This is a genomic window from Cereibacter sphaeroides 2.4.1 (assembly GCF_000012905.2).
In the GTDB taxonomy this organism is placed as follows: Bacteria; Pseudomonadota; Alphaproteobacteria; order Rhodobacterales; family Rhodobacteraceae; genus Cereibacter_A; species Cereibacter_A sphaeroides.
The window spans coordinates 2501-14746 of sequence record NC_007493.2 but is presented as its reverse complement, the minus strand read 5'-3'; the positions used below and the strand labels follow the sequence as shown (position 1 = coordinate 14746).

The following is a 12246-nucleotide window of genomic DNA, read 5'->3' as shown; positions in this document are numbered from 1 at the left end:
GTACCGCCTTCTGCCGGGTTCGCCTTTGACAGGAGGCTCGCCTGAGCGGCCCATTCTGTCCACCGGGCGAGGGCCGAGCCGATCGGCACCGTCAGCACAACCATGCGAACCGCTACCAAGTCAGAACCCGCGTGTTTCCCGACCTCGCGCTGCTTCTTTATTATCTATATATTTCTTTAGCTTACACCGCAGAGGCAGGCGCTTCACAACCGCACTTGATTTAATAGACCATACCGTCTATTATTTCTGGATGCCTCTGACAGACACCCCTCCATCGGTTCCCCAGAAGCCCCGCCGCGGACGTCCGCGTGGCGCTCCGGATGCGTCCCTCGCTCATCAAAGCCTTATTCGCGCCGGCCTCGAACATCTGACCGAGAAGGGATATTCTTCGGTCGGAGTCGATGAGATCCTGAAGGCAGCAAGAGTTCCCAAGGGGAGCTTCTATCACTACTTTCGCAACAAGGCCGATTTCGGCCTGGCACTCATCGAAGCTTACGACACCTATTTCGCCAGGCTTCTGGATCAGGCTTTCCTCGATGGAAGCCTCGCGCCGTTGGCACGGCTGCGCCTCTTCACCAGGATGGCCGAAGAGGGCATGGCCCGCCACGGCTTCCGGCGCGGATGCCTCGTCGGCAACCTGGGCCAGGAGATGGGGGCGCTGCCCGACGACTTCCGCGCTGCGCTCATCGGGGTTCTGGAGACATGGCAGAGACGCACGGCGCAGCTCTTCCGGGAGGCGCAGGCCTGCGGAGAGCTGTCCGCGGATCATGACCCCGACGCCCTTGCCGAGGCGTTCTGGATCGGATGGGAGGGCGCGATCCTGCGCGCCAAGCTCGAGCTGCGGCCCGACCCGCTGCACAGTTTCACCCGGACGTTCGGTCGCCATTTCGTGACCCGGACACAGGAATAACCGAAGGAGAAGGCCGTGAGAGCCGTTCTGATAGAGAAATCCGACGATACGCAGTCCGTTTCGGTGACGGAGCTTGCCGAGGACCAGCTGCCCGAGGGCGACGTTCTGGTCGACGTCGCCTATTCGACCTTGAACTACAAGGACGCGCTGGCGATCACCGGCAAGGCGCCGGTCGTGCGGCGCTTCCCCATGGTGCCGGGCATCGACTTCACGGGCACGGTGGCACAAAGCAGCCATGCCGATTTCAAGCCCGGCGACCGGGTCATCCTGAATGGCTGGGGCGTGGGGGAAAAACACTGGGGCGGGCTGGCCGAACGGGCACGGGTCCGCGGCGACTGGCTGGTTCCGCTGCCGGCGCCCCTCGACTTGCGGCAGGCGGCGATGATCGGCACGGCGGGCTATACGGCCATGCTCTGCGTTCTGGCGCTCGAGCGGCACGGGGTCGTGCCCGGCAATGGCGAGATCGTCGTGAGCGGCGCCGCTGGCGGTGTCGGCAGCGTTGCGACGACACTTCTTGCCGCGAAGGGCTACGAAGTTGCTGCGGTCACCGGCCGTGCCTCCGAGGCGGAGTATCTGCGCGGTCTGGGCGCCGCGTCGGTGATCGACCGCAACGAACTGACCGGCAAGGTCCGTCCGCTGGGGCAGGAGCGTTGGGCCGGCGGCATCGATGTTGCGGGCAGCACGGTGCTGGCGAACATGCTCTCGATGATGAAATACCGGGGCGTCGTCGCGGCCTGCGGTCTTGCCGCGGGAATGGATCTGCCCGCGTCGGTGGCGCCCTTCATCCTGCGCGGTATGACCCTGGCCGGGGTCGACAGCGTCATGTGCCCGAAAACCGACCGCCTTGCGGCCTGGGCTCGGCTCGCCAGCGATCTCGATCCGGCAAAGCTCGAGGAGATGACGACCGAACTGCCCTTCTCCGAGGTCATCGAGACCGCCCCGAAGTTCCTTGACGGGACCGTCCGAGGACGCATCGTCATTCCGGTCACCCCCTGACCTGCCGAGAGAGCGCGGTATGCACTCCTTATCCGAACGCGTAGAACAGCTGCGTCTGAACGACTGCCCTGACTGGCTTTACCTTCTCCACGAGTTCGATGCGCTCTACCGTCAGGGTTCGGACGGGGGGAGCCGCCCGATCCGCACTCACCGCAAGCGGGTGCGGGATTCCTTGGCGTTGATCGTTGAAGCGAACCCGGCGGTCAATGATCGCCCCCCCGAGGTGAAGCCGGTCACGGCCCACCTCGGCCGCGCGCTCGATCTTGGAGAAAGGGGTGCCGTCCAGGGCATGTCGAGGGCGCTGGCCCGTGTCGCAGGCAGGCTCACCTGGGAATACGGCTACGAGAAGGTTCCGAAGGCACTCGCGCGCAAATATGCCTATTGCGAAATCCTCGGTCCGCGAGGCCCGATCTGTGCCGAGAGACTGATCCTGGGCTTCGTGCTCTTTGCGCCGAGCACGACCTATCCGCAGCACAGCCACAAGGACATCGAGGAGAGTTACATCTCGGTCGCGGGGGCCTGGTCCGAGAACGACGCCGCGGTTCATGCGCCCGGGTCCCTGATCTTGAACCGGCCGGGCCTCGAACACCGGATCACGACGGGTGACCTGTCGCCCTGCCTGCTGGCCTATGCCTGGACGGGTTCGGAAGAACGGCTGAACCAGCCGGGAATGAAACTCAGTTCGCCGCGGAAGGCTCGAATCGAGAAAGGGATATGAAGCCGCAACGAGCCGCTGCGTGATCTCCGACGGGGGCGAAGCGCAGGCTTGGGGGGGGGTGCAGCATCCTGCGACCATCAAGGTTGCGGATCGCGGGGCCGCTGTCGGACGAAGGCGGGTGGGCCGGGCGGCGGCGGATTTGGTAGCGTTGCTCGACACGATTTCGAGCTTCTGGGTGATGGCCATTTCGGTGCTCCTGTGCATGGCGTTGTCGGTCCGTGCCACCAATCCGGAAGATCGCTTCCGTCGGGGCGCGGATGACTTGGATCTGAGCCTTTCGAAGGCCTAATAATTCAGGGCAAAAAAACACAAAGTTTCTTGCAAACCACTGCAGCAAAACGGTTCATTTTTCTCCTGCCCCGCTTTCGTCCTGCTGCGCACCCCCATCGCGTCCGCGGAGGTGGCGCAGGGTGAGGCCGATGCCGGTGAGGCAGCGCGCGATCATCGAGCGCGCCCTACGCTATGCGCTCGCGTGCAGCCTCCGGAAGCGCCCGCGCCACCAGCGCCTCGTCGGCCTTGCGCGGGTCATATGCTCGCGCGCAAGGCGGGCCTGCGGCGTCCTTGGCCGACCTGCGCCGGCGCATCCAGGCGGCACCCAGCGCCGCTACCGCTTGGGCACGGTCGCAATTGGATCCGACATGCAGAAAAGCTCGACCCGGGTGAACCGAGAGGGCCACGAACGTGACTATGTGCGTGAAATGCGATTCAAACATCCCGCGCCAGGCGGCGAGGCTGGTGCGGTCGGCACACGGCGGCTCGCGTAAATGCTCTGCGCAGCAGGCCGTTAGCTGAAGCTATCGAGTTTCGCTGGTGGTCAGAGTCAGTTAGCGGACAGGGGCCGTAGGCGTCGCTCTCTGTGGTTTTGGCGCGCGTGTCAGCGGGTAGTCTCCTTGGACTGGCTGACGACCAAAACAAGGTCTGCGCATCGCTCAAGCGGGTGCGGGGAGGCTCGCACAAATTGTCGCCGCGGCTGGGGTAAGCAGCCATGCAACGGCCGCCACTAGCACGGCCATGGTCAGCAGCAGGAGGAGCGCGAAAACGACTTTGCTGTCAAAACTCCTGCGGGCGTAGAGCAGATCGAGCTTATGCAAGTCGTCCTCGCTCAGAACTTCGGGGCCGCGCCGGGTTTCGTCGATGGCCCACACTCCGTGACCATGCTTCGCTTCGAGCTTTTCGGCGGCGGGGCCGAGCAGAGCGTGGATTTCACGGTCGATCTTGGCAGTGCGGGTGAGCACCGCGCCCAGCCCTGTGGCCAGATGCACTGCGGTGGGTGCGAGGGTAGTGAGCAGCATCAGCCACAGCATCGTTCCCCGCTCCAGATCGCCCGCGCAGAGGCTCGCCCTATAGGCTCGCCAGTCGAAGGGCAGCGAGGCGGGGCGCATATGCGCCCAGAGATCGAGGCCGGCGGTGATCGCCCAGAGCAGGCCCAGAAGGCAGGTTGCGGCGATGACCAAGTCGAGCAGGACACCTGCCAACACCGCAAGGAGCGAGGCGCCGTGTGGGCGGGCAGGACCGGGGGCGATGTGGCGCAAAAAAGCACGGGTGGCTGCGATGGAGAGGAAATCGGCTAGCGCGTTGAGAATTGGGAGGAAGCCAAGAAAGAGCAGGACGGTTGCAGGGGGTGTGAGTAAGTCGTTACCGGCAAAGGTTAGGGCACCGGCCACGACAGCGGCAACACCAACGGCTCCCGCGATGACGAGGACTACGACTGCGGCACCAACAACACCAACGCAAACGGCAACGGCAACGGCAACGGCAACGCTAAGGGCAACGCCAACGGCAGCGGCACCGGCACCGGCAACGGCGAAGTAAGCGGCAAGGGCGAGGGCAGCGGATGGAGCCAATCCCGCCAGCACACGCAGTGAAAATCCCCCCGCCTGCGATGGAAGAACGGGCAGGTTGTCTAACCTCTTCTGCAACGGCATTAAGTACCGGCTTATCGCCGCCTCGATTTTACCGTAATGCTGAGCGACCAGATACATCACGCCAGCGCCAAGCCCTATCGCCACCAGCAAGAGCGTCCGCCGCCACAGTTTGAGCCCCTCGGGCAGAAACTCGCTCTCCCCCAAGCGTCCGGCATCGAACAGCGCCCAGCCCAGGAGCAACGCGGCAATCGGGTAGAGGAATGCGATCATCAGCGCCTTGTCGAACGCCCGCCATGAAAGCAACCTTTCGCCATAAAGTCGGCTGGCGAAGCCGCTGAACCTTGCAATTCCGGCGAACCACGCGTCGGCCCAGTCGGGGTTCAGGTCGTCCAGACGCTTGCGCCAGCCGTGGTGGTCCCGCAGAAGGTCGATTTCGCTCGGGCCACGCTTCGGGCGCAGCGCGAGTCCAGCGAAGATCATCGCCACAAAGCCGACGGCTAGCGCCAGTACGGTGATCGTGCCACTATAGGTCTTGCCAACGCTCTCTACCCAATCCCACCAGCCGGACATTCTGCCCCCTCGATTGCACACCATCGTGCCGCACCGGCCAGCTTGGCGCAACGGTAGCCACAGTGGACCAGGTGGGTGTTCCTGCGTGACGAAGCGAAAGAACGGCCTCAACGATTGATTGAGGGCGCGAGGCGTTGCCGCACAGCTTTTCCAGAGGCCGGTGCTAGAGTGGCGGAAGAAGACCGGTAAGAGAAATTCGCGGGAGCGTGGCTGGAGTCTTCTGCGGAATTCGTGCAAGCGTCTGCTGGGACGCGATTCATTTCTCTCCGGTCCCGCTTTCATCCCGCTGCGCACCCCCGTCGCGTCCGCGCAGGCGGCGCAGGGTAAGGCCAATGCCGGTGAGGCTGCGGGCGATCGTCGGGCGTGCCCGCGCGATGCGCTCGCGTGCCGTCTCGGGGAGCGTCCGCGCGACCTCGAGCAGCGCCTCGTCGGCCTTGCGCAGGTCCTCGTGCTCGCGCGCGAGGCGGGCCTCCGCGGCCTCCCCGGCCGCCTTGCGCAGGCGCGTCCAGGCGGCCCCCAGCGCCGCCACCGCGCGGGCGCGGCCACGGTCGGATCCGGCGACTGGGCGCTTCAGCCGGGCGAGCAGCGAGGGGTTCTCCGGCCGCTCGGTCAGCATGGGCGTGCCCCCGGCGTCGTCGATGTCAAAGGCGCCCGCGCCGGGCCCCTCCGCGACGGCGAGCACCGCGTCGGCCTCGGCCATCCTCTCGTCTGCGACCGTCTCCCGCGCGACCACGGCTTCCACCCGGTGATCGAGCCGCCCCGCCTCTGCCCGCCGAGTCGCGGCAACCGCACTGAGGCGCGCATCCTCGGCCGCGAGCCGCTCTTCGTGGTGAGCGAGATCGGCGCGTCGTGCGTCCAGCGCCGCTGCGGTCTCCGCCGTCGCGGCCTCCCGGGCCTCGACCTCGGCCCGCTGCCGGATCACCTCGGCCTCCTGCCGGCGGCGCCAGTCGCTCGGGCGGCAGTGGTGCCGCTTCTTCGGGATCGGGTCGCCCTTCGCCGCCGCCTCGCGGATCGCCTCGGCGCGCTTCTCCCCGCGCGCGAGGCCGATCGCCGAGAACCACGCGCCAACGCTGTCCTGCAGCTTCTCATAGTCCTCGATCAGCGGGTGGATCGAGGGCTGCAGCATCCGGCGCGTCGCGCCGTTCACTTTCACCACCGCCCGCGGCACCAGCACGGCGTGGATGTGGTAGGTCGTCTCGTCGAGGTCGGCGCGGGCGTGGACGATGTCGTCGCCGAAGGTCTGCTGGAGCCAGGCGACAGCGCGGTCCTCGAATGCCCGCTCACGGGCGGCGAAGTCCATCCGGTTGCCGTCGAACACGATCTCGTTGAACCAGTCCTTGTGGGCGGTCAGGATGATCTCGCGCAGCGGCCCGTGGCGGCTCGCGCGCCACGGATCCTTCGGCCCCTCGACCATCCGCTTCTGGATCTCCTTCTTGCGGCCGCGGCGCTGGAGGGCTTCAAGCTCGTCGGCGTAGTTCTCGGCGCGCATCGCCTCGATCTCCGCCATGGCCTGCTTCGCCCAGTCGGCCTCGCCGAGAAGGGGCCGGTTCAGGTGCGAGCGGCTGGCGTCGATGTGCCCGAGGTCGCCGCCCTTGCGGGTGCGTTGGGCCTCGTACCGGGCGAGGTCGGCGGGGAACATGCCCTCGCAGCGGGCGACGACGGGACGGGGATCGGACATGGGGGCCTCCGGAAGGGAGGCCGGGAGATTCCTCTGACGCGTCCAGCGCGGAAGAAAATGGGCGAAGATTCTTCGATGGGACTACGGCGGTCAGATCCGGGGGGGGGCGGCACGCGAGGCTGCGGGGGTCAGTAACTCACTAACCAGCTCGCGGTCCGGGCCCTGCGGCCCCTACCCACGCGCTGCCGTTCGCTGGGGCTCCGCCCCTGAACCCCGAAGGCACCCGCGGCTCCGGAGGTGCTGCTGGAGCCCACCTCCGGAGCCGCAGGCGGGAGAAGGACGGATCTTGCCCATCGGAGGCACAGTATTGCGCACGGGATCCTTTTTCGACTGCGCTCTACCAGCGAGCGTCCGCTATGCGCAGGAAGCGGCCGTAGCGTATGGGAAGGCGCGCTCGGGACAACCTGTTCACCCGGCCCTAAACGGCCGGTCGCCCTCTTCAGGGCAACTCTTCTAAGCTGCCGTTTGAGCGAGTTGCAGCGGGAGGACAAAGCAGCCGCGTGCTGTCGCTCGCATATGCCTGGATAGCTCGTGTGCCAAAAATTAGCGGTGGCAGATCAGGGGTTGTAGTATAGCGCCAAGGCGACAGTCCGATCAGCGCACAGCAATTGCCTCCACCAAGTACCAGTTATGAAATAGGGAAAGCTCTCCCCGGATCGATAACCAATATGCTCGCCTAGTCAAGTATCATGTCTCTGACCGGCTTTGGCATAGAACGAGAATACTTGAGAACAGCCCATGCATACCCAAGATAGCCTAATCCAATAAAAGGGCAAGCGAACTTGCTTGCCGATGATGATACAAATAGCATCTTAATAAGCGCAGAAGAGCCAAACACGCAAGCGATCGCATAGTAGGTGCCGATCAAGATAAAGATCGCCAAACTTCTCTGGACATCGTAACGATAATTATCGTTTGCTCTGCGCTCCTGTTCAACCCAGCTCTCCCAAGATATAAAGCTGCTTTCTTGCTGGGCAATGCTTTCAAACTGCTGGCGAAGATAGCGGCCGTATTTGTGGCCCGCATCTCGTTCGCTCACGTATAGTAGGTAGAACGCCGAAACAATGAGCGGAGAAGCAATGATCATTGCTGAAATCGACGCACTGATTATAATATTGTTGGCGAAGGGCGTTTGTTCATCGTGGCGTCCGAGGCAAAATCGCCGATGCTAGCGAGGGTCGAGACGTATTGCTGGATATGCAGCGCGGAATGATATTCGCCAATCTACAAGCTGGCGCGGACATTTCTGGCTGCAAGAAGTTGCAAAGCAATCACCAGCTTTGCTTTATGGGCGTCATTCCACATGGCGAAGGGATGGTTGTATCCGAAGCAACAGCACGGAAGATTTCACCGCACAGCGATTTGCCAAATTCGCTGTTACGTCCTTATAGCAATGGCAAACAACTTATCACGGGCCAGCTAGATCGCTATGTAATTGATGCGTTTCCGATGTCCGAAGCCGAACTCAGAAACGCGGCACCCGCCGTATTTCAGTGGCTATTGGACACTGTGAAACCCCTTAGAGACGCAAATCGTGACAAAGACTTGCGCGAGAAGTGGTGGCTGCATCGCCGAAACAATTTAGACCTTAGAAATGCTCAGAAGGGGCTTTCGCGTTTCATTGCAACCGTTGAAACCTCGAAGCACCGCACATTTAGCTTTTTGCCGGGTTCATTGTTACCGGATCAAAAACTACGGGTCATCGCCTGTGACGACGCGTGGATTTTGTCAGTGCTGTCCAGTCGCTTCCATGTCCAATGGAGCATCGCCGCTGGCGGCTGGCTTGGTGTCGGTAATGACTCCGTTTACAACGGCACCCGCTGTTTCGACCCCTTCCCTTTCCCGACCCCCACCGAGGCGCAAACCGTCACGCTGCGGGCCTTGGGCGAAGAACTTGATGCCCACCGCAAGGAACGCCAGAAGGTGCATCCCAAGCTGACCTTGACGCAGATGTATAACGTCCTCGACCTGCGCCGCGCTGGGGCCAAGATCGAAGGCAGGGACAAGCAGATTTACGACGATGGCCTGATCGGCCTCTTGCACGACATTCACAGCCGCATAGATTGCGCCGTGGCCGAAGCTTACGGCTGGCCCGCCGATCTGACCGACGATCAAATCCTGCACCGGCTTGTTGCGCTGAACCACGCCCGCGCCGCCGAAGAAGACGCAGGCCTGATCCGCTGTCTGCGCCCCGACTATCAAAACCCCACCGGCGCTGGCAGCACGGCCCAATCCGGCAAGCTAGACTTGGGCGACACGGCCGCCCCCACCGCCACCAAACCCGACTGGCCCAAGACCCTGCCCGAACAAGCATCCGCCGTGCGCGACACCTTGGCGGCTTTGGGCCAAGCCACGCCAGAAGAACTCGCCCGCACCTTTAAACGCACCCGCGCCGCATCGGTGCAACCGCTCTTGGACAGCATGACGGCCCTTGGCCTTGCCACCAAGACCGCAACAGGCGCCTACCATCCGGCGCGCTGAGGCGATGCCCCCTGCCCGCGACAGCAGATGCCCGACGATTTCGCAAAATCGCGGATCGTGGCCGGCTTGCCACAAGCACGACTTGGGTTCATCTGCTTCCACGGTGCTTCCACGGCTGGAAGCGGAACGCAGTAAGCCCCGCGATATGCGAGGCTAGTGCGTTGATATACTTGCATTTTCTGGTTGCGGGGGCAGGATTTGAACCTGCGGCCTTCAGGTTATGAGCCTGACGAGCTACCGGGCTGCTCCACCCCGCGTCCGGGTGTTTTGTATCGTTTGGAGGGATGTTCGTTTCTTTTCAGGTCTGGCGGCGACCTACTCTCCCACGTCTTGAGACGCAGTACCATTGGCGCGACGGCACTTAACTGCCGAGTTCGGGATGGGATCGGGTGTTTTGCTCGTGCTATGGCCACCAGACCGGAGAAGAAACGACAACATCAGGCTTTTGCTTGTTCCGGGTCTATTGCTTCTGATCTGGGGTAGAGCGTTGGCTTTTGAGCCTTGCTGTTACCGGGTCAGATCAAGCCTATCGGGCAATTAGTACCAGTCAGCTGAACGCATTGCTGCGCTTACACCTCTGGCCTATCGACGTGGTGGTCTTCCACGGCCCTCAAGGGAGACCTTGTTTTGAAGGGGGCTTCCCGCTTAGATGCCTTCAGCGGTTATCCTGTCCGATCATAGCTACCCAGCACTGCCGTTGGCACGACAACTGGTCCACCAGTGGATCGTTCACCCCGGTCCTCTCGTACTAGGGGCAACTCTTCTCAAGTCTCCTACACCCACGGCAGATAGGGACCGAACTGTCTCACGACGTTCTAAACCCAGCTCACGTACCTCTTTAAATGGCGAACAGCCATACCCTTGGGACCTGCTCCAGCCCCAGGATGAGATGAGCCGACATCGAGGTGCCAAACGATGCCGTCGATATGGACTCTTGGGCATCATCAGCCTGTTATCCCCAGAGTACCTTTTATCCGTTGAGCGATGGCCCTTCCACTCGGGACCACCGGATCACTATGGCCGACTTTCGTCTCTGCTCGACTTGTCAGTCTTGCAGTCAGGCGGGCTTCTGCCATTGCACTCGACGACCGATTTCCGACCGGTCTGAGCCCACCATCGCGCGCCTCCGTTACTGTTTGGGAGGCGACCGCCCCAGTCAAACTACCCACCACGCAGGGTCCCGGACCCGGATAACGGGCCGCGGTTAGACATCAAGATGGCGAAGGGTGGTATCTCAAGGTTGGCTCCACGGGAACTGGCGTCCCCGCTTCGATGCCTACCACCTATCCTGCACATCACAATCCTGATGCCAGTGCGAAGCTATAGTAAAGGTTCATGGGGTCTTTCCGTCTAACCGCGGGAAGTGTGCATCTTGACACACAGTTCAATTTCGCTGAGTCCACATCAGAGACAGCGGGGAGATCGTTACGCCATTCGTGCAGGTCGGAACTTACCCGACAAGGAATTTCGCTACCTTAGGACCGTTATAGTTACGGCCGCCGTTTACTGGGGCTTCAATTCGGAGCTTGCACTCCTCCTTTTAACCTTCCAGCACCGGGCAGGCGTCAGACTGTATACGTCGCCTTGCGGCTTCGCACAGCCCTGTGTTTTAAGTAAACAGTCGCCACCCCCTGGTTTGTGCCCCCCGCCCATAGTTGCCTACAGACGGGGCCTCCTTCTCGCGAACTTACGGAGGCATTTTGCCGAGTTCCTTTGATGTGGTTCTCTCAAGCGCCTTGGTATTCTCTACCAGTCCACCTGTGTCGGTTTGGGGTACGGTCTGATGGAGGGCTATTTCCAGGGACCGCTCAGCAGCCCGGTCAATCCGATAAGACCGAACTACACCTGCGATCCGTCACATCCTCCTGGCCCAGGAATATTAACCTGGTTCCCATCGACTACGCCTTTCGGCCTCGCCTTAGGGGCCGGCTTACCCTGCTCAGATTAGCTTTAAGCAGGAACCCTTGGACTTTCGGCGACAGGGTCTCTCACCCTGTTTGTCGCTACTCATGTCAACATTCTCGCTTCCGATCTCTCCACCGGATGCCTTACGGCCCGGCTTCACAGAAAGCTCTTTGTGTGCGCTACCGCGCGCCCTACCGCTTCGCTACTTGAGGGCAGTGCCCTCGTTCGGACCGGTGGTGCGTTCGATAAACACACAATGAGCTATATCACGGAACGCTCCGCTACCACGCACATTGCTGTGCATCCTGAGCTTCGGCTCGTGGCTTGAGCCCCGTTACATCTTCGCCGCAGGACAGCTTATCTAGACCAGTGAGCTGTTACGCTATCTTTAAAGGATGGCTGCTTCTAAGCCAACCTCCTGGTTGTTTTGGCCGTCCCACATGCTTTCCCACTTAGCCACGAATTGGGGGCCTTAGCTGCAGGTCAGGGTTGTTTCCCTCTTCACGACGGACGTTAGCACCCGCCGTGTGTCTCCCGGATAGTACTCTCGGGTATTCGGAGTTTGCTTAGACTCAGTAAGGCTGTGGGCCCCCATCATCCATGCAGTGCTCTACCCCCCGAGGTATTCGTCCGAGGCGCTACCTAAATAGCTTTCGCGGAGAACCAGCTATCTCCAGGTTTGATTGGCCTTTCACCCCTAGCCACAAGTCATCCAGACCCTTTTCAACGGGTGTTGGTTCGGACCTCCATCAGGTGTTACCCTGACTTCATCCTGCTCATGGCTAGATCACCTGGTTTCGGGTCTGATCCCACGAACTCGACGCCCTTTTAAGACTCGCTTTCGCTGCGCCTCCACCTACCGGCTTAAGCTTGCTCGTGAGACCAAGTCGTTGACCCATTATACAAAAGGTACGCCGTCAGGTCTCATGGACCCTCCGACTGCTTGTAGGCGTCCGGTTTCAGGTACTGTTTCACTCCCCTCGTCGGGGTGCTTTTCACCTTTCCCTCACGGTACTGGTTCGCTATCGGTCAGCAAGGAGTACTTAGCCTTCGGGGGTGGTCCCCCGATCTTCAGACAGGATTTCACGTGTCCCGCCCTACTTGATATGTCTCCTGGAGCTTC

The 12246-nt window shown here is 61.9% G+C and carries 8 protein-coding genes, 1 tRNA gene and 2 rRNA genes (1 of these 11 running past the window's edge); 5 read left to right on the top strand and 6 right to left on the bottom strand.

Going from position 1 to position 12246, the window contains the following annotated elements; genetic code table 11:
• The first annotated feature begins 250 nt into the window (after window positions 1-250).
• Genes acuR through RSP_RS00055 form a run of 4 tightly spaced genes read left to right on the top strand, consistent with a single transcriptional unit; the run spans window position 251 to window position 2913 of the window.
• Entirely contained in the window at window positions 251-910 is a 660-nt protein-coding gene (gene acuR / locus RSP_RS00070) for an acrylate utilization transcriptional regulator AcuR (protein ID WP_011336736.1), read from the top strand.
• Between the two features lie 15 nt (window positions 911-925).
• Window positions 926-1906 carry an acrylyl-CoA reductase (NADPH) gene (gene acuI / locus RSP_RS00065; protein ID WP_011336735.1) on the top strand — a complete coding sequence of 327 codons (981 nt, stop codon included), beginning with the start codon at window positions 926-928 and terminating at the stop codon, window positions 1904-1906.
• Between the two features lie 19 nt (window positions 1907-1925).
• Window positions 1926-2624 (top strand): dimethylsulfonioproprionate lyase family protein, encoded by a 699-nt coding sequence (locus tag RSP_RS00060; protein ID WP_011336734.1) that lies wholly within the window; start codon window positions 1926-1928, stop codon window positions 2622-2624.
• A 19-nt stretch (window positions 2625-2643) separates the two neighbouring features.
• On the top strand, window positions 2644-2913 hold the full coding sequence (locus tag RSP_RS00055) for a hypothetical protein (RefSeq protein WP_017140022.1): 270 nt from the start codon (window positions 2644-2646) through the stop codon (window positions 2911-2913).
• A 640-nt stretch (window positions 2914-3553) separates the two neighbouring features.
• Here the strand turns inward: RSP_RS00055 and RSP_RS00050 are convergent.
• The 3 genes from RSP_RS00050 to RSP_RS00040 all read right to left on the bottom strand — a co-directional run bounded on the left by RSP_RS00050 (window position 3554) and on the right by RSP_RS00040 (window position 7824).
• The gene (locus tag RSP_RS00050; protein ID WP_011336732.1) at window positions 3554-5059 is read right to left on the bottom strand and encodes a hypothetical protein; all 1506 of its coding nucleotides are present in this window, start codon (window positions 5057-5059) and stop codon (window positions 3554-3556) included.
• A 256-nt stretch (window positions 5060-5315) separates the two neighbouring features.
• On the bottom strand, window positions 5316-6737 hold the full coding sequence (locus RSP_RS00045; RefSeq protein WP_011336731.1) for a plasmid recombination protein: 1422 nt from the start codon (window positions 6735-6737) through the stop codon (window positions 5316-5318).
• Window positions 6738-7413: 676 nt separating this feature from the next.
• Complete coding sequence (locus tag RSP_RS00040; RefSeq protein ID WP_011336730.1) at window positions 7414-7824, bottom strand: hypothetical protein; 411 nt, start codon at window positions 7822-7824, stop codon at window positions 7414-7416.
• A gap of 122 nt (window positions 7825-7946) precedes the next feature.
• Between RSP_RS00040 and RSP_RS00035 the strand changes: the two genes are divergently transcribed.
• The gene (locus tag RSP_RS00035) at window positions 7947-9218 is read left to right on the top strand and encodes a type IIL restriction-modification enzyme MmeI (RefSeq protein ID WP_147175754.1); all 1272 of its coding nucleotides are present in this window, start codon (window positions 7947-7949) and stop codon (window positions 9216-9218) included.
• Between the two features lie 180 nt (window positions 9219-9398).
• Here RSP_RS00035 and RSP_RS00030 read toward each other — a convergent pair.
• The 3 genes from RSP_RS00030 to RSP_RS00020 all read right to left on the bottom strand — a co-directional run.
• Window positions 9399-9475 (bottom strand) — tRNA-Met (locus RSP_RS00030).
• Between the two features lie 45 nt (window positions 9476-9520).
• Window positions 9521-9635 (bottom strand): 5S ribosomal RNA (gene rrf, locus RSP_RS00025).
• Between the two features lie 99 nt (window positions 9636-9734).
• Window positions 9735-12246 (bottom strand): 23S ribosomal RNA (locus RSP_RS00020); it runs 372 nt beyond the window's last position.

What these genes read in the sequence shown, in the direction of transcription:
- acuR (WP_011336736.1), top strand. Translation starts at nt 251, where the DNA reads ATGCCTCTGACAGACACCCCTCCATCGGTTCCCCAGAAGCCCCGCCGC.
- RSP_RS00060 (WP_011336734.1), top strand. Translation starts at nt 1,926, where the DNA reads ATGCACTCCTTATCCGAACGCGTAGAACAGCTGCGTCTGAACGACTGC.
- RSP_RS00050 (WP_011336732.1), bottom strand. Translation starts at nt 5,059, where the DNA reads ATGTCCGGCTGGTGGGATTGGGTAGAGAGCGTTGGCAAGACCTATAGT.
- RSP_RS00045 (WP_011336731.1), bottom strand. Translation starts at nt 6,737, where the DNA reads ATGTCCGATCCCCGTCCCGTCGTCGCCCGCTGCGAGGGCATGTTCCCC.
- RSP_RS00040 (WP_011336730.1), bottom strand. Translation starts at nt 7,824, where the DNA reads ATGATCATTGCTTCTCCGCTCATTGTTTCGGCGTTCTACCTACTATAC.
- RSP_RS00035 (WP_147175754.1), top strand. Translation starts at nt 7,947, where the DNA reads ATGATATTCGCCAATCTACAAGCTGGCGCGGACATTTCTGGCTGCAAG.